Source organism: Streptomyces lacaronensis, assembly GCF_047337785.1.
In the GTDB taxonomy this organism is placed as follows: Bacteria; Actinomycetota; Actinomycetes; order Streptomycetales; family Streptomycetaceae; genus Streptomyces; species Streptomyces lycopersici.
Genome location: NZ_JBLHDK010000003.1, coordinates 752,343 through 776,170 on the forward strand (window position 1 = coordinate 752,343; position 23,828 = coordinate 776,170).

General features: G+C 70.6%; 16 protein-coding genes and 3 pseudogenes. 13 read left to right on the plus strand and 6 right to left on the minus strand.

Going from position 1 to position 23,828, the window contains the following annotated elements:
- Positions 1 to 182 precede the first annotated feature (182 nt).
- On the minus strand, positions 183 to 902 hold the full coding sequence (locus ACMTAK_RS04495) for a response regulator (RefSeq protein WP_413804920.1): 720 nt from the start codon (positions 900 to 902) through the stop codon (positions 183 to 185).
- Between the two features lie 2 nt (positions 903 to 904).
- Positions 905 to 1,867: a HAMP domain-containing sensor histidine kinase gene (locus tag ACMTAK_RS04500; RefSeq protein ID WP_413804921.1), complete on the minus strand. Its 963-nt coding sequence runs from the start codon at positions 1,865 to 1,867 to the stop codon at positions 905 to 907.
- A gap of 376 nt (positions 1,868 to 2,243) precedes the next feature.
- Here ACMTAK_RS04500 and ACMTAK_RS04505 point away from each other — a divergent pair, with 376 nt between their 5' ends.
- The 4 genes from ACMTAK_RS04505 to ACMTAK_RS04520 all read left to right on the plus strand — a co-directional run bounded on the left by ACMTAK_RS04505 (position 2,244) and on the right by ACMTAK_RS04520 (position 4,386).
- Complete coding sequence (locus tag ACMTAK_RS04505) at positions 2,244 to 2,573, plus strand: TraR/DksA family transcriptional regulator (protein ID WP_413804922.1); 330 nt, start codon at positions 2,244 to 2,246, stop codon at positions 2,571 to 2,573.
- Positions 2,574 to 2,622: 49 nt separating this feature from the next.
- Entirely contained in the window at positions 2,623 to 2,991 is a 369-nt protein-coding gene (locus tag ACMTAK_RS04510; protein WP_413804923.1) for a TraR/DksA family transcriptional regulator, read from the plus strand.
- Positions 2,988 to 3,662, plus strand: coding sequence for a rod shape-determining protein (locus ACMTAK_RS04515; protein WP_413804924.1), 675 nt, complete (start codon positions 2,988 to 2,990; stop codon positions 3,660 to 3,662). Before ACMTAK_RS04510 ends, ACMTAK_RS04515 begins: the two co-directional genes overlap by 4 nt.
- An 85-nt stretch (positions 3,663 to 3,747) precedes the next feature.
- On the plus strand, positions 3,748 to 4,386 hold the full coding sequence (locus ACMTAK_RS04520) for an Rv1733c family protein (RefSeq protein WP_413804925.1): 639 nt from the start codon (positions 3,748 to 3,750) through the stop codon (positions 4,384 to 4,386).
- An 81-nt stretch (positions 4,387 to 4,467) separates the two neighbouring features.
- Here the strand turns inward: ACMTAK_RS04520 and ACMTAK_RS04525 are convergent, their stop codons facing one another.
- Positions 4,468 to 6,819 (minus strand): collagenase, encoded by a 2,352-nt coding sequence (locus ACMTAK_RS04525; protein WP_413804926.1) that lies wholly within the window; start codon positions 6,817 to 6,819, stop codon positions 4,468 to 4,470.
- A 182-nt stretch (positions 6,820 to 7,001) separates the two neighbouring features.
- Between ACMTAK_RS04525 and ACMTAK_RS04530 the strand changes: the two are divergent.
- Both ACMTAK_RS04530 and ACMTAK_RS04535 read left to right on the plus strand, forming a co-directional pair.
- Positions 7,002 to 7,399, plus strand: a pseudogene (locus tag ACMTAK_RS04530) (hypothetical protein); the annotation flags it as partial.
- A 145-nt stretch (positions 7,400 to 7,544) separates the two neighbouring features.
- Positions 7,545 to 8,231, plus strand: coding sequence for a GntR family transcriptional regulator (locus ACMTAK_RS04535; protein ID WP_413812799.1), 687 nt, complete (start codon positions 7,545 to 7,547; stop codon positions 8,229 to 8,231).
- 75 nt (positions 8,232 to 8,306) lie between these two features.
- Here the strand turns inward: ACMTAK_RS04535 and ACMTAK_RS04540 are convergent, their stop codons facing one another.
- Together ACMTAK_RS04540 and ACMTAK_RS04545 are read right to left on the minus strand one after the other, a co-directional pair.
- Positions 8,307 to 9,932, minus strand: a complete 1,626-nt coding sequence (locus tag ACMTAK_RS04540; RefSeq protein WP_413804927.1) for a DHA2 family efflux MFS transporter permease subunit — start codon at positions 9,930 to 9,932, stop codon at positions 8,307 to 8,309.
- Positions 9,933 to 10,283: 351 nt separating this feature from the next.
- Complete coding sequence (locus ACMTAK_RS04545; RefSeq protein ID WP_413804928.1) at positions 10,284 to 11,207, minus strand: SDR family oxidoreductase; 924 nt, start codon at positions 11,205 to 11,207, stop codon at positions 10,284 to 10,286.
- Between the two features lie 87 nt (positions 11,208 to 11,294).
- Between ACMTAK_RS04545 and ACMTAK_RS04550 the strand changes: the two genes are divergently transcribed.
- The 6 genes and pseudogenes from ACMTAK_RS04550 (at position 11,295) to ACMTAK_RS04575 (ending at position 21,773) form a co-directional block, all read left to right on the plus strand.
- A complete protein-coding gene (locus ACMTAK_RS04550) occupies positions 11,295 to 11,861 on the plus strand; it encodes a TetR/AcrR family transcriptional regulator (RefSeq protein ID WP_413804929.1) in 567 nt (188 codons plus the stop codon).
- A 501-nt stretch (positions 11,862 to 12,362) separates the two neighbouring features.
- Positions 12,363 to 16,136 (plus strand): annotated as a pseudogene (locus ACMTAK_RS04555) (condensation domain-containing protein); the annotation flags it as partial.
- A 157-nt stretch (positions 16,137 to 16,293) separates the two neighbouring features.
- Positions 16,294 to 18,030 carry an alpha/beta fold hydrolase gene (locus ACMTAK_RS04560; protein WP_413804930.1) on the plus strand — a complete coding sequence of 579 codons (1,737 nt, stop codon included), beginning with the start codon at positions 16,294 to 16,296 and terminating at the stop codon, positions 18,028 to 18,030.
- Positions 18,027 to 19,205: an FAD-dependent monooxygenase gene (locus ACMTAK_RS04565; protein WP_413804931.1), complete on the plus strand. Its 1,179-nt coding sequence runs from the start codon at positions 18,027 to 18,029 to the stop codon at positions 19,203 to 19,205. The genes ACMTAK_RS04560 and ACMTAK_RS04565 overlap by 4 nt, the downstream gene beginning before the upstream one ends.
- Complete coding sequence (locus ACMTAK_RS04570) at positions 19,198 to 20,997, plus strand: amino acid adenylation domain-containing protein (protein ID WP_413804932.1); 1,800 nt, start codon at positions 19,198 to 19,200, stop codon at positions 20,995 to 20,997. Before ACMTAK_RS04565 ends, ACMTAK_RS04570 begins: the two co-directional genes overlap by 8 nt.
- Positions 20,998 to 21,065: 68 nt before the next feature.
- Positions 21,066 to 21,773, plus strand: a complete 708-nt coding sequence (locus tag ACMTAK_RS04575) for a thioesterase II family protein (protein ID WP_413804933.1) — start codon at positions 21,066 to 21,068, stop codon at positions 21,771 to 21,773.
- Positions 21,774 to 22,163: 390 nt separating this feature from the next.
- Here the strand turns inward: ACMTAK_RS04575 and ACMTAK_RS04580 are convergent.
- Positions 22,164 to 22,271: pseudogene (locus ACMTAK_RS04580) on the minus strand (helix-turn-helix domain-containing protein); the annotation flags it as partial.
- 154 nt (positions 22,272 to 22,425) lie between these two features.
- Between ACMTAK_RS04580 and ACMTAK_RS04585 the strand changes: the two are divergent.
- Positions 22,426 to 23,778 (plus strand): PucR family transcriptional regulator, encoded by a 1,353-nt coding sequence (locus tag ACMTAK_RS04585; RefSeq protein ID WP_413804934.1) that lies wholly within the window; start codon positions 22,426 to 22,428, stop codon positions 23,776 to 23,778.
- The last annotated feature ends 50 nt before the right edge of the window (positions 23,779 to 23,828 follow it).

A 23,828-nucleotide genomic window follows, 5' to 3' on the forward strand; every position in this document is an offset into this window, starting at 1 on the left:
GGCCGGAAACGGCGCGCGGGGTATCGGCGGGAACCAACGCCAGCAGGACGGCGAGGAGCGCGATGAGCGTTCCCGCGAGCCGGTGACCGGCGGCCGGGATGGTGCGGGGTGCTGGGCGCATGCACCGTCCCTTTCCTGCTGGGTGCTCGATTTCCCACTGGCTGTTCGACGCGGGGCGGGCGTCAGGGTTCGACGAGACCGGCGCGGATGGCGTAGCGGGTCAGCTCCAGCCGGTCGTGCAGACCGAGTTTGTGCAGGAGGTTGGCCCGGTGACGGTGCACGGTCTTGACGCTGATGAACAGGATCTCGGCGATCTCCTTGGAGGAGTGCCCTTCGGCGACGAGTTTGAGGACTTCCTCCTCGCGGGGGGTGAGGAGCTGGTCGGGGTCCTCCTCCCCGTGGCGGACGCGGTCCAGATAGTTGCGGATGAGGGCGGTGACCGCGCCGGGGTAGAGGAACGGCTCGTTGCGCATCGCGGCCCGGCAGGCGGCGACCAGATCGCGGTCGGCGACCGACTTCAGCACATAGCCGCAGGCCCCGGCCTTGAGTGCCTGGAACAGGTATTGCTCGTTGTCGTGCATCGTCAGCATCAGGATGCGCAGGCCCGGCTTGAGCGCCACCAGCTCGCGGGTGGCCTGGAGGCCGGTCAGGCGCGGCATGGCGATGTCGAGCACGGCCAGGTCGATCTCCTGGCTCCGGGCCGCCTCGATGGCCTCGGCACCGTCCCCGGCCTCGGCGACGACCTCCAGGTCGGGTTCCCTGTCGAGGATCAGTCGTACGCCGCGGCGTACGAGAGCGTGGTCGTCGGCGAGCAGGATGCGGATCGGCGTCGCGGTCGTGGGAGAGGTCGTGGGAGACGGTGCCGAGGCCGTGCTGGGTCCGGGCGGGGTCGGATCGGGCATGGTCAGAGCTGCTTCCTGGGGGCGGGTGTGATGAGGCGGATCCGGGTGCCGGCGCCGGGCGTCGAGGTGATGTCCAGGGTGGCCCCGGCGAGCAGCGCCCGTTCGCGCATGCCACGGATCCCGGCGCCTTCGCAGGCGGCCTCGATACCGCGGCCGTCGTCGGCGATCTCCAGCGCCACCGCCTCGCCGACGCGGTGCAGGCTCACCTCGACCTGCCGCGCGTCCGCATGGCGGGCCGCGTTGGTCAGGCTCTCCTGAGCCACCCGGTACAGCACGAGCTCGCTCTCCTGGTCGAGGGTGGGCAAGTCGGCGTCGAGGCGGCGCACGACACGCAGCCCGGTGTGGGTGGCGAAGTCCTGCGTGAGCGAGGTCAGCGCGCTGACCAGGCCCAGGTCGTCCAGGACTCCGGGCCGCAGGCGGCGCACCAGACGGCGGACCTCGTCCAGGCTCTCCCGGGTGATCTCCTGGGCCTGCTGAAGATCCTCGCGCAGCGGCTCGGTGGCATCGTCCGCGGCGCGCTTGAGCACCAGCAGGATCGCGGTCATGCTCTGCCCGACCTCGTCGTGCAGTTCCTGGGCGATGCGGCGGCGCTCCGCCTCCTGGGCCAGCAGCGCGCGGGCGCTGGACGTGGCGCGTTCGTGCTCCAGCCGGTCGAGCATGGCGTTGAAGGTGCGGATCAGTTCGGACACCTCGCTGCCGCCGCCGGCGCCGGGTACGGGCAGCCGCTGGCCCGGACGCAGCAGGTCGACGGTGGTCATCAGCCTGGTCAGCCGGTCCAGCGGGGCCAGGCCCCAGCGCAGCAGGGTGCCGTTGGCGACCAGCATGACGGCGAGACCGCCGACCAGGATGATCGCCTCGGTCAGCAGCACCGGCACGGATACGGTCACCGGCGCCCACAGCAGCAGCGCCGTGGCGGTGCCCAGCACCAGGGCGTTGAGCCCGAAGATCCGCCAGAACAGCGACACCGGGGAAACTCCTCCTTCCGTGCTCCGCGTGTGATCATCTCTGCTGTCGCTCATCGCCCTCGGGCGGAGCCGCAGCCACTGATCACGACCGAGCCTGACACAGCCTGCCTCCCGCACCGCGCGCGGTCGATGGGGTCCGTTCCCCATATCCGAGGTCATCGGATACCCATGCGCCGTCCCCCGCCATCGCGCCGTGGTCACCGCTGTCCCGGGCAAATGGGGTCCGCGCCCGATGGGCTTCCGACGCCGAGTCGAGCAGAGTCGAAGAGGATCGAGCCGTCCGGTACGGCCAGTGCTCGCGGTCGTGGAGACCGCGGCCGGTGCGACCGGGCGGCCGCTGCTGCGCGTAGCGCGCTTTTCGAGAAAGGACCTCACCGTGCCGCTCGACACCGCCCAGACCGGTCCCCGCCCCGGGCGACTGACCTCTCATGAGGCCCGCCAGCGCCTGGAACACGCCCGCAACAGCCGCCTGGCTCAGCTGCGCGCCCTCGACGAGGGCGTGCAGAGCACGGACGCGCATCTGGTGTCCGCGCAGACGGAGGCGATCCAGCGGGTCCTCACCGAGATCGACGAGGCGTTCGCCCGCGTCGACGACGGCGCCTACGGCACCTGCCAGGGCTGCGCCAAGCCCGTCCCCGCCGAACGCCTGGAGATCCTCCCCTACACCCGGTACTGCGTCGCCTGCCAGGGCCGTGCCACCGCCTGACCCGCCCCATCCGACCCGTCTTCGTCTCCGCCCTGCTCAAAGGGGTGAAGTGGTGAACCACCAGACCATCGGCGACCGTGCCACGCACCTGTCGCCAGAGGATCTCGCCGCGCTGCGGGAGAACCTGCACGAACAGCGCCTGTTCCGCCGGGAACAGCTGCGGCAGATCGCCGCGCCGCCGCGCGCCGAGGATCTGCTCCGGCGCCGCTCCGCGGCACAGGCCGAAGTGCACGTCAAGGTCGCCGCCTCCGCGCGCATGGTCCTCGCCGACGTGGAGGAGGCGCTGCGGCGCATCGCCGAGGGCCGCTACGGCACCTGCCACCTGTGCCGCCGCCCCGTCGAACGCGAACGACTGATGGTCGTTCCGCAGGCCCGTTACCGCGCACGCTGCCAGCAGGTGCGAGAGGCCGGACGATGACCGTCCTCCGCCACTTCCGGTCCGGCTCCCCCACCGGGCACCGGCACCGGCACCGGCCCTGGCTGTCGTGCCGGCACTGCTGCGGCCTCGCCCTCGACCTGGGCAGCGCCCGCACCCGCGCCTGGATCGCCGGCCGCGGCCTGATCCTCGACGTACCCACCATCACCTTCCCCGGGGCCGGGGCGGTGTACCCGATCCAGCGCGGCGCCATCGTCGACGTCCCGGGAACGGCCCGGCTGCTCGACCGGCTGCTCAGCCATCGGCTGCCCCGCCTCACCCGCCCGCTGGTGGTGGTCACCGCGCCCGTGCTGGGCGGCCCCGCCCACCGGGAACGGGCTCGCACCGCCGTGGAGGTGCTGCGCCCGCGCGCGGTCCTGACCGTCCCCACCGCACGCGCCATCGCCCTGGCCGCGGACGCCGACCTCTCCCTGCCGCTGCTCGTGGTGGACATCGGCGCCCACCTCACCGAAGTGGTGCTCCTCCTCGACGGCCTGGTCTTCGACGCCCGCCGCACCGCCCTGCGCCCCGACCTCACTCACCGGCTCATCGGCGGTACGCACGCGCCTCTGCGGGCGGTTCCCGCACCGCACACCGCGGCGATCCGCGGCGCCGCCACGTTCCTTCGGGCCGCGCACGGACATCCGTCGGCCAGTGGTACGTCCCCGCCCTGACCTGTCCCGCTCTTCCGCCGACCCCTCCGCCCCACCGGCCGGGGTCTCCGGTACGCCATCCCCCGACCCCGGAAGGAGAACCACCGTGTCCGGCGTGATACCCCCCGCACAGCCGCCACCCGACCCCCCGCACCACGGGCTCGTGCATCCCCTGTCGCTGTGGCGCCGGCGGCACAATCCGCTGTACCGGTGCACCGACCGGCTTCAGGGCCGGATCGCCCTGGCGTTGTTGCTGCTCGTGCCGATCCTGGGGCTCGGTGCCACGTTCGCCGTCGGTGACGCCGCCCACCGCCACTACCGCGCGGCCGCCGAGCACCAGCGACAGGCCCTGCACCGCACCACCGCCGTCCTCACCCACGACGCCCCGGATCACCCGGAGCCCGGATCGGCGGAGGCGAGGGAGAACCGCTACCCGGCCACGGTCCGCTTCACCGACCCGAATGGACGGACCCGCACTGCCGAGGCCGACGTCCTGCCCGGGCTGAACGCGGGCAGCTCCGTCCACGTGTGGGTCGACGCGGACGGAGCGATCGCCGAGCCGCCCATGACGGCCGAACAGATCCGCAGCCGCACCATGGGCTGGGCGCTTGTCGCCTTCCTGACCGTGATCCTCGCCGGTGCCGCCGCCTACCGCTGCGCCGCCGTGGTCCTGCGCCGGCGCAATCTCGCCGAGTGGGACACCGAGTGGGCCGAGACCGCGCCACGCTGGACCACGTCCCCCTGAGCCATGGCCGACAGCAGCCGCGCCCCGGCCCGAGAAGCCTTGACCATGAGCCAGGGGCGCGGCTTCGATGCTGGTGACACGTCAGCCGCGGAGGGGGCCCTCGCAGGTGTAGTCCGACGTGCCCGCGCGCTGGTTGGACCAGATGTCCACCTCGCCGAACCAGCAGTTCATATCGGTCAAGTTGTTGTCGCCGCCCGCGGCGCGGTCGAGGATGAAGTAGTCGACCGTCTCGGACATGTCGTCGAAGACCGCGTCCGTGTCCCCGGCATCGGTCAGGTTCGCGGTGATCCGGCCGGTGCAGACGAACCGGGGACGCTCCGGCGCGCCGGTGGCACGGCAGTTCGGGTCGGACGCGGTCATCGCGGTGAAGGAAGAACGAATCTGGTCGGCCGTGGTGTCACGGAGCTCGCCCGGGGACGTGTAGGTGGTGTGGGGCACGTACAGGTCACCGATGTGGGCGATCTGTTGGTCGAGGAAGCGGTCGTACGCGCTCTGCAGCCCCGCGTCCCCGCCGAGCCGGCCGCGCCAGGCGTCGAAGGCCGCCGGGTCGTCGGAGCGCAGGTCGCGGTACATCTCCCGCAAGAGGGAGGGGTGTTCGATCCACAGGAACTCGAAGAACGTGCCCGCGTAGTCGTAGAAGCGGAAGCCGTCGCCGTCGTACGTCGCGTGCAGGAGCTGGTTCACGGTCATGCGCGCCCCGCCGCCGGACGTGTCGTCGACGATCCCCTGAACCAGGGACTTGCGGACCCGGATGCCGTCGTCGCGGGTGGCGCCGTCGAAGAACTCGGCAGTGCCCTCGTCCATCGCGGTGGTCCGGTCGCCCTCGTACCAGGGTCCCTCGCCGAACAGTCCGGGCACCGCCCAGCGACCGTTGAGGTAGTGGGTGTACTCGTGGCGGAACAACTCCTCCAGGGTCAGTGAGGAGTCCTGCGGGACGCGACGCTGGTACGTGTAGAAGGTCGCCCCCCTCTCGATGTAGACGCCGCCGTTGTTGGTGTCCATACCGGTGAGGAGCGGGTGGAAGTTCTCGTAGTCGGCGCGGGAGCCGTACAGGACGACGCGCAGCGTGGTGTTGGTGTCGTCCGCGAGGGGCGCATCCGTGCCGAGCACGCGGTGGAACTGCGCCTTCACCTGCTTGCTCGCGTAGTACAGCTGGTCGACGGTGTCCCGGTCGAGGGCGGTGCGGACCTGGATGCCGTCGGTGCCGCCTGTGCCGTAGGTGTACGTGTACGGGAAGAGACGCCTCTCGATGTCGTCCTTGCACACGTGGTACGGGGCGCAGGCTTCGAACACCCCCAGCCAGGTGGCGACCTTCGCCCAGGGCGCGCTGCTGTCCCCGAAGTTGCGGGCGGTGGTGTCCAGAAGGGTGCCGAGGCCGGAGACGATCTCGTCGCGGAGCCCTTCGATCTGGCCGAAGCGGCCGTACTCGCTGAGTGCGTCGCGTATCACCCAGGCGTTGGGCCCGTCCTTGAGGTGGGTGTGGCCGGCGAAGGAGCCGAAGGTCGCCCGGTATGAGGGGTCGGCCGTCACCGCGGCGTGGAAGGCGGTGTCCTCGTTGCCGGGATACACGCCGAGGTAGTTCACGGTGAGCGCCGCGAGGGCGGCACCGGCCCAGGAGGTGTCCTGGGCGGTTTCGGGGTGCTGGGCGTCCATGGTGGCCAGCACCCGCTTGATCAGGGGCAGTTGGTGCTGACGCAGGCCCGGGGCGGAGGCCGCGTCCAGAGCTTCGCGCAGGGTCTCGGCGTTGGGTCGGGTGATGTCGAAGGTGTGGACGGCCGAGCCGAAGGCGTCGATCGCCCCGCGCATGGCGTTGACGGTCGGCGCGTCGGTGATGTCGATCTCGTCGTGCGAGAAGTCCTGGTACGCCACCGCGTGCAGATAGGTGAACATCTCCAGCAGATGGCTGCCGTCCTTGCCGTCGTGGGAGGCGGCGAGTTGGGTGATGCGGCGGGAGACGGCCTGGACATGCCCGTCCGACATGACGGGGACGAGTCGCTGGTCCCAGGTCCACAGGATGGAGCGCAGACAGCCGTCGGCGGTGACGGCGGGGTCGGCCAGGAAGTCGGCGAACAGCTCCGGGGGCAGGCCGGTGACGCCGTCGAGCGTGCAGGGCACGGATGCCTTGCCGAGTGTGGCGTGCGGGGTGACGGCACTGCCCCGGCTCTTCGGCTCGGGCGTTCGGGTCCCGGGGACACCGCCACCGGTGAGGCCGCCGGGGGCGGGGACCTTACGTACCCGGCCGGGGGCCTTGGCCAGGCGGTCGACCCTGTCGAAGGGGTCGGGCGAGGCGGCCGGCCCTAACGCCGAAGGGCGCGCGGGCGCGGGGACGGCCGCGTGAACGGACGGGGTCGCCGTCACGCAGAGCGTCACCGCCACCAAGGCCGTGAGCAGACTTCCGCGCGTGGATCCGCGCAGGTTTCTCGACTGGAACACCGTTGGCTCCTGTGAGGGAGGTGGCGAGGGCTATGGGGCAGCGGTGCCGCAGGGCCTGAATTGCCCTGTGCGGGGCTGCACATGAGAGCGCGTGGTGCCATGTGATGCGTAACGTAATAATGTGAAATTGCACAGGGTGCAAGGGCCTCGACGCGACGGATCGCGGAAAGCCTGTCAAGGCTCGCCGCGCCCGGCTGTCCGCCCGCTTCCCTGGCGAGCGCCTGATCATCCCCGCGGGAGAGCTGAAGGTCCGCTCGTCGGCCGGCGCCCCGACCTCGACGAGACCGCGCGCATGACCGGCATCCACTGTGCCGTCATCGGCGACCGGGCGGGGCTGCCGCCGGGCCGTGACGCCACAGTCGACGCCGAACTGTCCGCGGCCTTGGGCGAGTTGAGGCTGATCAGGGATGCCTGGGAAGTGGGGCAGCTGCAGCTCGCCGTGGACCATACGGCCGCCGGCTTCGAGGACGTGGTACGCGCCCTGCCGAGCGCCCTCGCCCACCCACGCGGGGAGCGCTGGATCGAGGGTGTCTTCGGTCTGGCATCGAGGGCGTCTTCGGTCTCGCGTGGATGGGAGAGCTGATCGAGAGTCGCTGAACGGTGGCGCCAGCCGCATCCGCACACGGGCACCCGCGAGAACAACACCCGCGAGAACAACATGACATTATACTCTGGTGATCCTCTCGGCCGTGAAGGCACGGGACACGAAGGGAACACCAACCGTCATGGGCCACCTCAAGCAGCGCAACCTCATCACCGCCAGGGAGCGGCTGCGCGACCAGGTGGCCCATGCCCTGCGCGCCGCGCTGATCTCCGGCGAACTGCGCCCCGGCGAGGTCTACTCGGCACCCGGCCTGGCCGAGGACTTCGGCATCTCCGCGACGCCGGTGCGCGAGGCGATGCTCGACCTGGCCCGCGAGGGCCTTGTAGAGCCGGTACGCAACAAGGGCTTCCGCGTCACCGAGGTCAACGAACGCGACCTCGACCAGTACACCGAGATCCGCGCCCTGATCGAGGTCCCCATGATCGGCCGGATCACCCGCGGCGCCGCCCGGGAGGATCTGGAAGCGCTGCGCCCGGTGGCGGAGGACATCGTGCGCGCCGCCCGCGAGCACGACCTCATCGGCTATCTGGAGGCCGACCGTCAATTCCATCTCTCCCTGCTCGCGCTGGCCGGAAACGACCGGCTCGTCGAAACCGTCGGCGACCTGCGGAAGCGCTCACGCCTGTACGGACTGACCACGCTGGACGAGCGCGACCAGCTGATCCCGTCCGCGGAAGAGCACATCGAGCTCCTCGATCTGATGGTCTCGGGTGACGTGACGGGCGCCGAGGCGTGCATGGCCCGCCACCTCGGCCATGTGCGCTCGCTGTGGGCCAGACCAAGTCGTCCCCAGCCGCAGGGCGGATGACCGAAGGCACCCCCGCCGAGCCGCTGAGGCGACAACGGTCGCGGCCACCGGGCCGCGACCGTTGTCATCGCCGGGTCAGTCGTGCCGTGTGCTTTCGGCTCGCTGCCCGGGAGCGGGCGTGGCCGTCGGCTTCTTGTGCGGGCTGAACAGGAAACAGCACAGGGCGGCGGCCACCAGGACCACGGCGCATGCCATGAGGGCGGTCTGCATGGCGTTGACGAAGCCGGTGGCGAACGTGTCGGCGGTGACGCGTTCGTACAGGCCGGCCGTGACGGGGTTCAGGCCGTCGGGCGGCGTGGGCGGACGGTAGTCATGTGCGGCGGCGGTGGTGTGGTCGATGAACTGGGCTCGCAGATCCTCCGGTAGCCGACCGGCCCGTTTCCCGGCCTCGTCGCGCAGGGTCGAGGAGAGGCGGGCCGACAGCAGGGCGCCCAGTACGGCCGTGCCGAGGACACCGCCGATCTGCCGGGTGGTGCTGGAGACTCCGGAGGCCGCCCCGGCCAGCCGGGGATCGACACCGTCCATGGTGGCCTGCTGCAGTGGTGCGAACGTGGCGCCGCTGGCGATCCCGATGATGGTCAGACCGGGCAGCAGGCTCCATGCGCCGCTGCCGGGGCCGACCATGGCGACCAGCACCAGCAGGCCGACGGCCAGCAGCGTCATCCCCGTCAGCAGGATGTACTTACCGCCGAACGTGTCCGACAGCCGCCCGGCGTACATCGAACCGATCGCGGTGAGCACGGCGTTCGGCAGCACCACCAGGCCGGTCTCCAGCGCCGAGTACCCGCATGCCATCTGCAGGTACAGCACCAGCACGAACATGATGCCGATCATGCCCAGTTGGAAGACGAACCCGACCCAGTTGCCGACCGCGAAGTTGCGCGCGCGGAACAGGGCCAGTGGCATCAGGGGCTCGTCCCGCCGCCGGTGCTGCCGGAGGACGAACACCGCCAGCAGCGCGACGCCGGCGACGATGACCGAGGTGATGCTGATCGGCCCGGTGATGGTGCCCCAGCCGTAGCGTTCTCCCTCGATCAGGCCGAACACGATGCCGCTCAGCCCGGCGGTGGCCAGCGCGACGCCGGCCAGGTCGAGTCGGTGTCGGCGTTCCGAGCGCATGGGCGGGGCGAACGTCCAAGCCAGTACGGCGGTGGCGATCCCGATCGGTACGTTGATGAAGAAGATCCAGCGCCAGCTGAGGTGGGCGAGCAGGAAACCACCGAGGACCGGGCCGACGATCGGGGCGAAGCCGACGATCGCCCCGAACAGGCCGAACGCCCTGCCACGCAGTTGCGGCGGGAAGATCGTCAGGATCGACGAGATGACCTGCGGGAACAGCAGCGCGCCGCCCACTCCCTGCACCAGCCGGGCGGCCAGCAGCTGGGGCGGTGAACCGGCCAGCCCGCACAGCGCCGAGGCGATGGTGAAGACGGTGATGCCGATCACGTACAGCCGCCGGTATCCGAAGATGTCGCCCAGCCGCCCGGTGGTGACCAGCAGCACCGAGAAGAGGAGCAGATAGCCGTCGATGACCCACAGCACCTGGTCGTAGGAGGCGTCCATGCTGTGGATCAGCGTGGGGATGGCCACGTTGACGATGGATCCGTCGAGCAACGACATGAAGAAGCCGATGCACATGATCGCGAGAACCAGCCACGGACGCCGCGTGGTGGGTTGCTCGGGGGATTTGACTTCCGGCACTCCGGAGACCTCCCTGAGGGGAACCGTCTGCGGGGCGGTGACACGGACCAGGCCGCTGATGCCGGAATGGCGATATGGCTGGAACACGGTCCCGGCGAAGAGATCCCCCGGGGCTCGGAAGGAACCAGAAGGGCCGACACGCGTCGCCACCATCACAGAACACCCTTTTCCAGGATGTGATGAGTGACTTCCACCTTCCCCGTGTCATCGGAACCCGGGTGAAGCTGGTTGGCGAGGCGGAATGCCCAACGGTGAGAAGCCGGTTCGGAGCCTAACACACCGTATTCGGCCCGCACGCACGGGAGATGACCCGGACGGCGACGCGCTCGAACCCTTCGTGGCGGCTATGGATCAGGAGGGGGTGGCGGGGACTCGGAAGTAATGGCCCTTGTCGAGGTCTTCGAGGAGGCCGGGGTGGGTAGGCCGCCAATCCAGCAGTTCTCGGGTCAGGGCGTTCGACGCCGCGATGTCCTGGCCGAGGAAGCCGCCGAGCCAGGTGAAGTGCTCGGCCGCGGCCTCGGGGGCCACGGGTGTCACCGGTACCTCGAGGTGACGGCCGATCACCTCGGCGATGTCCCGAATCGGGACACCTTCCTCCGCGACGCCGTGCAGCACCGATCCCGCCGGGGCCTTCTCGACCGCCAGGCGGAACAGCTGGGCGGCATCGCGGCGGTGGACGGCCGGCCAGCGGTTGGCGCCGTCGCCGATGTGGCCGGAGACACCCCTGGCTCGGGCGATGGCGACCAGGGCCGCCATGAAGCCGTTGTCCCCCTCACCGTGGCAGGTCGGGGACAGTCGCACTACGGACGAGCGCACGCCGCGCGAGGCGAGTGCGAGCACCGCCTGGGCGGTGGCCGACCGGACCGAGACCGGCGAACCGTCGATCGTGGGCGTGTCCCGCTCGGTCGCCACCCGCCCGGGTGCGAGGCCGACCAGGCCGGAGGCGAGGACGAAGGGGCGGCCGGTGCCGGAGAGCGCGTCGCCGAAGGTGTCAACGGCGCGGCGGTCGGCCTCGGCAGCACCCTGGAAGTCGCCGGTGAAGGCGATGTCGTGCTTGAAGGCGAGATGGATCACGCCGTCCGACGCGGCGGCGGTGCTCCCCAGGACGTCCAGGTCGTCAATGGTGCCGCGGACCACTTCCGCCCCGGCGGCGGTGAGGGCGGCGGCGGAGGCGTCGGAGCGGGCGAGCCCGACAACCTGGTGCCCCGAGCCGATGAGCTCGGGAACGACGGCGGAGCCGATCCAACCGGACGCACCGGTCATGAAGACGCGCATGAGGGATACCCCGAATCATCGATGTCAGTGACTGTCATCAGAGCCTAGCACCTGATGTCAGTCACTGCCATCGCGTAGGATCTGAGCATGGGTAGATGGGAGCCGAACGCGCGCGGACGCCTGGCGAAGGCGGCGTTGGAGCTCTATGGCGAGCTCGGCTACGAACAGACCACGGTGGCGGAGATCGCCAAACGGGCCGGCCTCACCGAGCGGACCTTCTTCCGGCACTACGCCGACAAGCGCGAGGTGTTGTTCGACGGATCGAGTGCGCTGCAGGAGCTGTTTGTGACCGCGGTCGCCGAGGCGCCGAAGTCCGTGGCGCCGATCGACGCGATAACGGCGGGGCTCGACGCGGTCTCCACGGTGTTCGAGGGTCGGCGCGAGCACGCCCGGCAGCGCCAGGCCGTCATCGTGGCGAACACGGAACTCCAGGAGCGCGAGCTGATCAAGCTCGCCTCGATGTCAACCGCGCTCGCCGACGCCCTGCGCCGACGCGGTGTCGCGGAACCGGCCGCGAGCCTGACCGCTGAGGCGGCGGTCGCCGTCTTCAAGGTCGGCTTCGAGCTCTGGCTCACGGCACCGGAGGAACGTGAGATGTCACGGTTGATGCGGGAATCGCTGGACGAACTCAAGGCCGTGACCGCGCGCGGCTAGGCCGCGGCAGGATTCTCATCGACCACACGGGCTTCTGGCTCGAAGGGGGAGGGCTCCAGAGGGTCCTCCCCTGGAATACCGTCGCCGGAGTCGCCCGCTACACATCGGCCCCCCGACATCAGGGGACACCGGCAACGTACGCGGGGCCGTACCCCCTGAACCCACCACAATGACGCCGACGCGCCGCGTCACGCTCTGTCAATAGTGCTTCCACTAGTTGTGTCCACCGAACATCATCTTTTCCCCTCCGCGTTGCTAGCCTGCTTGCCCATGGGGGGCTTCCGCACGCTCACACCATGGTTCGCAGTAGGCCCCGCGGCCTGATCCGGATTCCCGAACTGCGACCACTGGCGGACCCCGAAACCGTGGCCGGCCGGGACCCGTACGCCCCGCCGGACCGGACCTCGTCATGCCCGTTCCTGAAACCACGTCACCCCGAACGACTCCCGTACGCACGACGACAAGACGCACACTCTCTCGACCCAGCCGAGGAAGGGCCATATGAGTGATCGCTCGCTGTACCCGCTCACTGCCTACCAACGGGACATCTGGTTCTCGGACGCCCTTTCACCGGGGTCACCACAATTCTCTATCACACTGCGCGAAAAGTTCTCCGGGGACATCGACCTCAAGGCTTTGAAGGCCGCGGTCGAGCACGTACTGGCGCGCCACGACGCGTTCCGGATCCGCTTCGGAAGCGCCGACGGCGAGCCCTACCAGTGGCTGGAGCCGGAGGAGCCACGGCTGACGGTGGTGGACTTCCGGGCCGGGACCGACGCGGAGGCGGCCCGTGCGGCCGGGGCGGACGAGCGCGGGACGGTACGGCTGCCGGTCCTGGGCGAGCGGCTGTACGACGCGGTGCTGCTGCGCACGAGCGACACCGAGGCGCACTTCCACCTCACGGCGCACCACCTGATCTCGGACGGCTGGTCACTGCACGAGGTCAGGAAGCAGATCCGAGTCCGCTACGCGGAGATGCGACGGGGCGAGGAGACCACGGAATTCACCGCGCCGTCCTTCGTGGACTTCATAGCCGAGGACACCCGCTATCGCGCTTCCGAGTCCCACTCGCGGGACCGCCGGTTCCTCAACTCCACCCTGTCCGGAGCCGAACCCCGGCTCTTCGCCCGGAAGAACGCCGCCCCGTCGCTCGGCCGCCGCACCTCCTTCGTCGTCGAAGCAGAAGTCGTCGACCGGATCCTGGCGGGCGGGAACTCGCCGTTCTCCGTCATCGCGGTTGCCTTCGGCACCTGCCTGGCGAGGATGCACCGGACGGACGAGGCGATCCTCGGCATCCCCATGCTCAACCGGCACTCGGCCGAGGAGCGGCAGGTGCTGGGCCTGTTCACCAATGTGCTGCCGCTACGCGTCGCGGCCGACAGCGACCGGTCGATGACCGAACTGGCCCAGCGGGTGCGGGCCCGCGTTCGCGAGCTCCAGGAACATCAGCGCGTTCCGCTCGCGGATGTGCTGCGCGACCGGGCCCCGGCGGACGTCGGTCCGCTCTTCGACGTGACGATCAGCTATCTGAACTTCCCGGCCCCGCCGAGTGTGCCCGGTCTGTCGGTGCACACCAGCATGGAGCTGGAACTCCTGGAAGGCAATGCGCTCGCGATCGTCGTCCAGGCCCACGGAAACAGCAGCGAGCTGGGCGTCGATCTGGTGTACGCCGCCGATGTCTTTGACGACGACCTTCCCATCACGGAGGTCGTCCAGGCGGTACGTACGCTGATCCGGCAGGGGCTCGACCAGCCGGACCGCCCCGTCGGCGCACTCCCCGCGCTGGCCACCGTACGGAGCCTGCCGAGCGTGAGCGCGCGGCAGGCCGACGACCGGTCACGCTCCGAGGAGGCCCTGCCGGAGTCCGGTGACGGCACCCCCCGCACCGCAATGGAGTCCGAGCTCGCCGCCATCTGGGCCGAGGTGCTGAACGTGCCCTCGGTCGGCGTCCACGACAACTACTTCGTGCTCGGCGGCGACTCGATCACGATGCTGAAGGTACGTGCCGCGGGCGAGCGGAAGGGTATCCGCTTCTCCGTCACCGACGTCATCAAGAACCCCACGGTCGCGAAGCTGGCCACCCGGGCGGTCCGGACTTTCGGAAGCGAGCCGAAGTCCTCCACTCTGGCGCCCCTGGAGCTGGTTCCCGCCGTGGACCGGGGACGGCTCACGGCGTTCGAGGACGCCTTCCCGCTGGCCCGGGTGCAGCTCGGGCTGCTGTACCACAGCCGCCGACACGAGAACTCCGCGGTGTACAACGACGTGTTCCAGTACTCGGTCGCCGCGGCCTGGCACGAGAGGGAGTTCCGGGCGGCCTTCGCCGGACTCGTCCGGCGTCACCCGGTGCTGCGTTCCTCCTTCGACCTGGCCTCCTACTCGCAGCCGCTGCAGCTCGTGCACCACGAGGTGCGGGGCGGGCTGAACATCGTGGATCTGCGGGCCCTGCCGAAGGCCGAGGCCGACGCCGCGCTCCTGGCGCATATCGAGGAGCGGCGCTTCTTCCGGTACGAGTTCGAACAGGCACCCCTCTACCTGTTCCAGGTCCACCTCCGCGAGGGCGCCCTGGAACTGGTGTTCAGCTTCCACCACGCGATCCTCGACGGGGGCAGCGTGGCAAACCTGATCGCCGAGCTGTTCCAGGACTACGCGCATGGTATCGGCGCGGACATCGCCGCGGTCCCTGATGGCGAACTGCCCTCACCGGCCCACCACGTCCGCGAGGAACTGCTCGCCCTGGACTCCGCGGACAGCCGCGAGTACTGGCGGAAGGCACTGAGCGGCGCGGCACCGCCGCAGCTGGACGGATTCCGCCTCTCCCGGTCCCCCGGCGGCACGGGGCAGGTCGTGCACCACGCCGAGCTGCCCGCGCCCCTCCAGGAATCGGTGCGCCACTTCGCCGCCGAGCACGAACTCCCCGTCAAGTCCGTCCTGTTCGCCGCCCACTGCCTCACGCTGGGCACGCACTTCTCCGCGGAGGACTTCATCACCGGTCTGGTCACGCACGGCCGGCCCGAGGTTCCCGAGGCGGAGCGGATCCTCGGCCTGTTCCTCAACAGCATGCCGGTCCGGGTGAACACCTCGGGACTGACCTGGCTGGAGACGGTGCGCACGCTGTTCGCACGGGAACAGGAGAGCCACCCCCACCGGCGCTATCCGCTGAGCGCCATCCAGGATGACGACGACGGGGGCTTCGTCCTGGAGTCCGCCTTCAACTACGTTCACTTCAACCAGCTGGCCTCCGCGCTGCGGCTGCCCCAGGTACGGCTGCTGGACTTCCGCACCTGGGAGGAGACCAACTTCAAGATCCTGGTAAACGCCTATGTCGACCCGGTCGACGACGGCATCCGATTACGTGCCGACTTCGACGGGACCGTCTTCACCCCCGACCACGCCGAGCTGTTCGTCAACACCTATATCCACGTACTGCGGCGGCTGACCGAACATCCCCGGGAGCGCGTGGACTTCGGATTCCTCTCGCCGGAACCGGCCCGAGCACCTCGGGCCGCGGCACTCCCCGATGTGGTCACCCTCTTCGCCGAGCAGGCCGCGCGCACACCGGACGCGATCGCGGTGGCCTTCGACGGCGGCCGGTGGACCTATCGGGAACTGCGGCAGACCGCCGACCGGATCGCCGGACATCTGCGTGCCGCCGGAGTCGGTGCCGGGGACCTGGTGGCCATCGCACTGGACAGATCGCCGGAGCTGATAGCGGTGGTCCTGGGCATCGCCCGGGCCGGTGCGGCCGGCGTCCCGCTGGACACGAGCTACCCGGCACGGCGGCTGCGCCTGATGCTGGAGCAGGCGCGGCCCGTCCGCGTCATCAGCGACCACACGCACGCCCACCTCGCCGCCGACCCGGGTAACGTGCTGCTGCTCGAGACCGTCACCGGCCGGAGCCACCTCGGCGCCCAGCACCTGCCCGGGACGGCCGTCTCCCCCGAGGACACCGCCTACGTGCTGTTCACCTCCGGTTCCACCGGAGAGCCCAAGGGTGTGCGGATGCCGCACCGCTCACTGGCGAACCTGATCGCCTGGCAGAACAGCGCGCCCAGCGGGGCACCCGGCGGCACCACCCTGCAGTTCGCGCCGCTGAGCTTCGACGTCGCCTTCCAGGAGATCTTCTCCACCCTGACCTCCGGCGGTACCCTGCGGCTGATCTCCGAGACGCAGCGCCGGGACGCCCGGGTCCTGCTCGAACTCATCGACACCGCCCAGGTGGAGCGGGTCTTCCTGCCCTACGTCGCGCTCCAGCAGCTCGCCGAGGTCTCGCACGCGCTCGGCCTGGTGCCCGGCCGTCTGCGAGTCATCGTCTCCTCTGGTGAGCAACTGCGGGTGACGAAGGAGATCCGGCAGCTGTGTGCGGCGCTGCCCGGCGTAGTGCTTGGAGAACCAGTACGGCCCCACCGAGTCACACGTGGTCACGAGCTTCACCATGACCGGACCGACGAGCGCGTTCCCCGCCCTTCCTCCCATCGGCTCGCCGATCTCGGGCTGCGCGGTGCATGTGCTGGACGAGCGGCTGCGGCCGACGCCGACGGGGAGCCGGGGCGAGATCTACCTGGACGGGGCCTGCCTGGCCGACGGCTACATCGGCAGGCCGCGGCTGACCGCCGAGCGCTTCCCGCCGCACCCGTTCACCGGCAAGGGCCGGCTGTACCGCACCGGTGACCTCGGCCGGGTGCTGCCCGGCGGCGACATCCTCTGTCTCGGCCGGGCGGACTCGCAGGTGAAGGTGCGTGGCTTCCGCGTCGAGCCGGCCGAGGTCGAGCTCACGATCACCGGCCACCCGGACCGCTTCCCCGGCATCAGCGAGGTCGCGGTGGTGACCCGTCAGCGGGAGGGCACGGATGCCTTTCTCGCCGCCTTCCTGGTCGGTGACGCCGACGGGAACGCCCAGGCCGGTCTGGAGCGGATCCGCGCCGAACTGCGCCGGACCCTGCCCGAGCACATGGTCCCCTCGCACATCCAGTGGCTGCCGAGCCTCCCGCTCACACCGAGCGGCAAGCGGGACGACGCGGCGCTGCGCCGCATCCCCTTGCGGACCGACACGCCCGACGAGAGCACCGCGCCGCGCGACGCGTACGAGCGGACACTTGCGGAGATCCTGGCCGAGCTGCTCCAGGTGCCCCAGGTCGGGGTGCACAGTGACTTCTTCGACCTGGGCGGCACCTCCCTGACCGCGATGCGCCTGATCGTCCTGATCAAGCAGCGGTACGGGACGGACATCCCCATGTCGCGGTTCGTCACCACTCCCACCGTCGCGGGTCTTGCCGGACTCCTGCGCTCCGGCGGGGCGTTTTCCACGTTCGATCCGCTCGTTCCCTTCCGCACCAACGGCGCACGCCCCCCACTGTTCTTCGTGCACCCGGCGGGCGGCAACGTGCTGTGCTTCACCCAGCTGAACCGGCATCTCCCGGCCGACCAGCCGTTCTACGGCCTCCAGGCGCCCGGTACCGAACTGGGCAGCGAGCCGCTGCGATCGGCGCAGGAACTGGCGAGCGGCTATCTCACGGCCATCCGGAAGGTGCAGCCGGAGGGCCCCTACACCCTCGGCGGCTGGTCCTTCGGCGGCTTCGTGGCCCTGGAGATGGCACGGCAACTCCAGCAGGAGGGTGAGCGGACCTCGAACGTGTTCCTGCTGGACACGGTCGCGCTGGAGCCCGGCAAGCTCACCAGCATCGACGACGACGCCCTGCTGACCTGGTTCTTCTGGGAGCTGCTGTTCCTGGAGCTGGGCGGCGAGTCGCCCGCGGCGCACATCCCGCGGGACATGGACACCCTGGCGGAGAAGTTCGAGTTCATCGCGCAGCGCGGTGTGGACCTGGGCGTGCTGCCGCCGGGCAGTTCCGCGGCGATCGTGCGCCGACTGTTCGGTGTGTACGCGGCGAACTGGCGTGCCGCCCTGGACTACCGCAAGGAGACGTTCGACCTGGACTTCACCCTGATGCGGGCCACGCAGCCGCTGCCGCGGGTCCTGCTGGACATGCACACCACCGCGGGCACCCTGCACCGGGAACCCGACAACGGCTGGGGCCGACGCACCACCGGTGAACTGACCGTGGTCGAGGTGCCCGGCGACCACCTGCTGATCATGGAAGAGCCGTACGTACCCGTGATGGCCGCGAAGATCATGCGGATGGTCGACGAGACCGCCGGAGGTGCCCGGTGAGCCGAGGACCGCTCAAGGCGATCGTCGTGGGCGCGGGCATCGGCGGTCTGACCGCCGCCATCGCCCTGCGCCGGGTCGGCATCGAGGTCGAGGTCTACGAGCGGGCCACCGAGCTGCGGGCCATGGGATCCGCGCTCTCGGTGATGACCAACGCGGTCAACGCGCTGGCGACCCTCGGCATCGACCTGCACCTCGGGAAGTACGGCCGGCAGATCGAACTGTTCCAGATCAGGACCGGCCGCGGCCGGCTCATCAAGACCAGGCCCTTCCCCGACGTCTGCCGCGAGCTGGGCGCGCCGAGCTTCTGCATCAGCCGCCCCGACCTCCAGCAGGCACTGCTCGCCCAGGCGGACGACTGCCGGATCGAACTGGGCGCCACCGCCACCGGATTCCGGCACTCCGGCTCCGGCGCCGAGGTCGTCTTCGACGACGGGCGCGTGGCGCGCGGCGATGTGCTGATCGGCGCGGACGGTTTCCACTCCGCCGTCCGGGGCCAGCTGGCCGAGCTCGACGACGCCCGCGACGGCGGTTACGTCTGCTGGCTGGGCATCGTCCCCTTCGCGCACAGCCGGTTCACCGGTGGCTACGTCGGTCACTACTGGGGTAGCGGCCAACGATTCGGACTGATCGACATCGGCCACGGCCGCGCCTACTGGTGGGGCACCAAGAACATGCCCGCCCAGGACTCGCACCGCTGGCGCGGCGGCAAGGAGGAGATCCTGCGTACCTACACCGGCTGGGCCGACGAGGTGCGGGAAGTCATCCGGGTCACGCCGGAGGAGGACATCCTCGCGGTCCCCGCACAGGACCGGCCGTTCCTGGAGCGCTGGGGTCGGGGGCCGGTCACCCTGCTCGGCGACGCCGCGCACCCGATGCTGACCAGCCTCGGCCAGGGCGCCGCCGTGGCGATGGAGGACGCCGTCGTACTCGCCACGTGTCTGAAAGCGGCCGGTGACCCGGTCCAGGGCCTGCGCCGGTACGAGGACCTGCGCCGCGAGCGGACCCGCCTTCTGGTGACGGCCTCGCGGGCGGCCAGCGACGCCCAGCACCTGGAGAACCCCTGGCGCCGCACCCTCCGGGACCTCCGGCTCCGCTGCGCGCCGCGCCGCAGGCTGGTGGCCGAGGACACCGCTGTACTCGCCTTCCCGCCGGTCCCGGCGGTGGACCTTGTCTGAGAAGCCGGACACAACGGCCCGGAGCACACCCGCCGGGGGCGCAGCCGCCGCGGCCGACGCCACGATCCCCGGACTGTTCGCGCGACAGGCGCGCCGCATCCCTGACCGGCCCGCGGTGACCTGCGGCGAAGAGACGATCAGCTACGCCGGGCTGGACACCCGCTCCACCGGTCTCGCCGCCGCGCTCCGCGACCACGGTGTGCGGCCGGGCGACCGGGTCGGCGTGTGTCTGGCCCGCGGTATCGACCTGGTCGTCGCCCTGCTCGCCGTACTCAAGGCAGGCGCCGCCTATGTGCCGCTCGACCCCGACTACCCGCCGCAGCGGCTGGCGTTCATAGCTGAGGACACCGGGCTGGAGGTGGCGGTCACCGATACACACATTCCGGGCCTGAAGCCGATTCCCGTGACGGCCGTCGCCACGCACCCGGCCGGACCGCTGCCACTGCCGGGGCCCGACACCGTGGCGTACGTCATCCACACGTCGGGCTCCACCGGGCGGCCCAAGGGCGTCCTGGTGCCGCACCGCAACGTGGCGGCACTGCTGGCCGCCACGGCCGGGGAGTTCGCCTTCGGCCAGGACGACGTGTGGACCCTGTTCCACTCCTTCGCGTTCGACTTCTCGGTATGGGAGATCTGGGGCTGCCTGCTCACCGGCGGACGGCTGGTGGTCGTGGAGCACTGGACCGCTCGCGACCCGCGGGAGTTCCACGCCCTGCTGGCCGCCGAGCGGGTGACCGTACTGAACCAGACACCGTCGGCTTTCACGCCGCTGCTGCGCACGGCGGGGTTCGGCGACGGCGGACTCCGGGTGCGGCTGCTGGTCTTCGGCGGAGAACCGCTCGACACCCGGGTGCTGATTCCCTGGTTCGAGCGCTACCCGGACACGCGAGTGGAGAACATGTACGGCATCACCGAGACCACCGTGCACTGCACCCGGCGCACGCTCACCCCGCGGGACGCCCGGCAGGGCACCCGCTCGGTCGGGCACGCGCTGCCCGGCTGGACCCTGCACGTCCTGGACGAACGGGGGCGGCAGGCCGGTCCTGGGGCGGTCGGCGAGATTTACGTCGGCGGCGCCGGGGTGGCCGCCGGCTACCTGAACAGGCCCGAACTCACCGCGCAACGGTTCGTCCCCGACCGGATCACCGGCGGTGGCGGACCGCTGTACCGCAGCGGTGACCGCGGGCGCCTGCTGGACAACGGCGAACTGGAGTACCTCGGCAGGCTCGACGACCAGGTCAAGATCCGCGGCCACCGGATCGAGCTCGGCGAGATCCGCGGCGTATTGCTGGAGCATCCGCACGTCCAGGACGCCACCGCGGTGGTGCGGGCCACCGCCGACCCGGCGAACGCCTGTGTGGACGCCTATGTGGTGGCCACCCGGCCCGACCGGGTGAGCACGCTCCGCGAGCTGCTGACCCAGCGGCTTCCCGCGTACCTGGTGCCCGCCACCATCACCACGCTCGACGCGTTCCCGCTCACCCCCAACGGCAAGATCGACACCAGTCGGCTTCCGGCCCCCCGGGCCCGCGAATCCACCGACGCGGCACACGCACAAGCGGCCGATCCGGTGACCGAGCGGCTGACCGGCCTATGGCAACGCCTGCTGGAGACACCTGTCGGCCCGGACGACAACTTCTTCGAGCTGGGAGGCAACTCGCTGCTCTTCGCGCTCCTCGCCACCGAAATCCGGGAATCGGGCCTGGGCAGCGTGGAGCTGCGGGACCTGTACCTCACCACCACCTTGCGGGACATGGCAAGGCTCGTCCATTCACTCGCCGACGAGACCTGAACAGGCCGATGGCGGGCCGCCACGCTGTCGGCGGCCCGCTCACTCTCACCTCGGAAAGGTAAGCCCCCATGCCTGTCGCACTCTTGTGCATCCCCTATGCCGGAGCCGGCGCCAGCCTCTTCCGCCAGTGGAAACGTCACTCCCTCCAGCAGGTGGAAGTGGACCCGGTGCAACTTCCCGGCCGGGAAGAACTCTTCGCCGCGGAACCCCGTACCAGCATGGCCGAAGTCGTCGACCTGTGCGTGGACCGGATCCGGAAGATGCCCCAGGACGCACCGTTCGCCCTCTTCGGACACAGCTTCGGCGCGCTCGTCGCCTATGAGACGGCACAGCGCCTGGCCGCCGAAGGACCACGCCTGCCGGAACGCCTGATCGTGAGCGGCGCGGCCGCACCCTGGCTGCCCAGGCCGGTCACGGGAAGCGGCTCGCTGACCGACGACGAGTTCGTCGCGCGAGTCCGCGAAGTCGTGGGATACGACCACCCCGCGTTCCACGACGCCGAGTTGCGCGGACTGCTGCTGCCGTCACTACGGGCGGACCTGGGCATCAACGACCGGTACACACCCAGCTCCACCGATCTGCTGCCGATCCCCCTCACCGTGCTGCGCGGGGCCGACGACCAATTGGTGTCCCGGCAGGACGCGGAACTCTGGTCGAAGGCCACCTCGCAGCCCACCGAACTGATCGAGCTGTCCGGCGACCACATGTACTTCTCGCTGGACCCGAAGCCGCTGCTCGCCGAACTCGACGCGCTCTTCGCCCCTCCCGCCGACTGAGCGACGCCGGCGGGGCGCCGCTTCCAGCGTCGCCCCGTCGATCCCGGGTTGCTCGGGGACCGACCAGCACAGGCCCACGTCCACCTCGCCGTCCGCCACGGCGGCGAGCTGCTCGGGGGTGTGCATGGGGACCGGACGCCAGCGGCCCCGGGCCTCGTCGTCAGCGGTGGCACCGGGCCACGCGTCGACCAGTCCTGGCAGGATCAGCTGCCCCAGCTCCGGGGTGTGGGCGACGACGAGGTCACGATGGCGCGCCGAGCGCGGGCGGGCGGCCCGGTGGACCTGGTGAAGCGCCTCGATGGGCTGCCGGATCGCGGCGGCGAACTCGGCGCCGTAGGGCGTCAGTCGGACCCGCCGGCTCGTACGCTCGACGAGTCGGCTGCCGAGGCTGCGTTCCAGACCGGCGACGGCCTCGCTGACACTGGGCGGAGCCAGCCGCAGACGGTCGGCGGCCCGCCGGAAGTGCAGTTCGTCCGCGACGGCGAGGAAGCACTCCATCGGGCGCGGGTTCACTGCCGTTCTCCCGTCACTCCATAGCGTAAGAACCACGACGAGCAGCCGGACTCTTCTGCCACATCGTTCGGTTTTGCCGAACGGTGGCTTCGGGGATCCCCAGTTGATCAGCCCCTCGGGTCGGACCGAGTATGGCGGTGTGAGCGAGAGCGGTGGGTGGCTGCGGCGGGCCTGGATCGCGCGGCTGAGCCCGCGGGGTGAGGTCGGCCTCGACCGGGCGGCAAGCCCGCGCGCGATCGTCGAGGACGCCGTCGCGCGTGTCGGCGCGGACCCCGTGCGCTGGGCCATCGAGCTGAATTCCGTGGTCTTGCGGCGGATCCTCGGCGAGGTGCCGGTCCTCGGCGGCAGTCCGGCCGCGGTCGAGCTGCTCCGCCGGGGCAATGAAGCGACCACCCTGCGGGCGCTGTTCACTCTGGCGGAAGGCCCGGCGGCCGCCCCGCCCACCGCGGAAGCGATCCTGGCGGGCATCCGCGAGTTCGTGCACCGGGCCATACCGCTCGAGCGGGTGCTGCACGGCGTACGGGTCGGGCACGCGGCGACGACCGAGGCGTTCCTGCGGGCCTGTGCCGAGCTGGTCGACCCGGAGGAGGCGGTCGACGAGGTCACGGCGATCTCCCGCGAGCTGTTCTCCTGCGTCGATGAGCTTTCCGACACCATGATCCGCACCTACCTCGTGGAGCACGAGGTGTGGAGCACCAGCGCCGCCGCGGCACGGGCCGACCTCGTGCGTTCCCTGCTGAGTGATGCCGCGGCGGCGGACGTCGGCGAGGCGTCGGGGGTCCTCGGCTACAACCTGCGGCGGACCCACGAGGCGGTGGTGGTGTGGTCGGACTCGCCGAAGGGCGGCGCCACGCTGCAGGCGGCGGCGGTCGAGGTGCTACGGGCCCGTGGCGCCACCACGACGCTGGTCATACCCGTGGCCTCGGGGCGGTTGTGGGCGTGGGGCACCGTACCTGCGGCCGGGGCGGAAGGGACGCACCGACCCGGTTCATGGGAGACCATCACGGAGGCACTGTCCCGGCAGCGGATGCGGGCGGCCTTCGGCACCCCGGGTTCCGGCGTCGCGGGCTTCCGCCGCTCCCACCGCGAGGCCGAGCGCGGGGAGAGGGTCGAGCGACTGCGGCACGAGGCCGGACGGGCTCCGAGGTACGCGACCGCCTACGCCGACGTCGCCGCCATCGCGCTGCTGGCCACCGATCTCGACGCGGCCGGTGACTTCGTACGACGTGAACTCGGCGGGCTCGCCGCCCGCGGCGCGCCCATGGAGGCGCTGCGGACCACGCTCTACCACTACATCGGTGCCGAGCGCAGCCTCGTGGATGTCGCCCGGCGTCTGCACGTGGCCAGGGGGACCGTGACCTACCGCGTGAAGCGGGCCCAGGAGGTGCTGGGACACGACCTCGACGACCGCCGGTTCGCCCTCCACACCGCCCTGGCCCTCGCCGAGGAGTTGGGGGACGCGGTGCTCCTGCCCCGCGACGACGAGCGGTGAGCCCGATGAACCGGTCGCGGCCCTCGGCCCGGCAGACCAACGGGAGACCG

What these genes read in the sequence shown, in the direction of transcription:
- ACMTAK_RS04575 (WP_413804933.1), top strand. Translation starts at nt 21,066, where the DNA reads ATGCCTGTCGCACTCTTGTGCATCCCCTATGCCGGAGCCGGCGCCAGC.
- ACMTAK_RS04535 (WP_413812799.1), top strand. Translation starts at nt 7,545, where the DNA reads ATGGGCCACCTCAAGCAGCGCAACCTCATCACCGCCAGGGAGCGGCTG.
- ACMTAK_RS04545 (WP_413804928.1), bottom strand. Translation starts at nt 11,207, where the DNA reads ATGCGCGTCTTCATGACCGGTGCGTCCGGTTGGATCGGCTCCGCCGTC.
- ACMTAK_RS04495 (WP_413804920.1), bottom strand. Translation starts at nt 902, where the DNA reads ATGCCCGATCCGACCCCGCCCGGACCCAGCACGGCCTCGGCACCGTCT.
- ACMTAK_RS04550 (WP_413804929.1), top strand. Translation starts at nt 11,295, where the DNA reads ATGGGTAGATGGGAGCCGAACGCGCGCGGACGCCTGGCGAAGGCGGCG.
- ACMTAK_RS04560 (WP_413804930.1), top strand. Translation starts at nt 16,294, where the DNA reads ATGACCGGACCGACGAGCGCGTTCCCCGCCCTTCCTCCCATCGGCTCG.
- ACMTAK_RS04515 (WP_413804924.1), top strand. Translation starts at nt 2,988, where the DNA reads ATGACCGTCCTCCGCCACTTCCGGTCCGGCTCCCCCACCGGGCACCGG.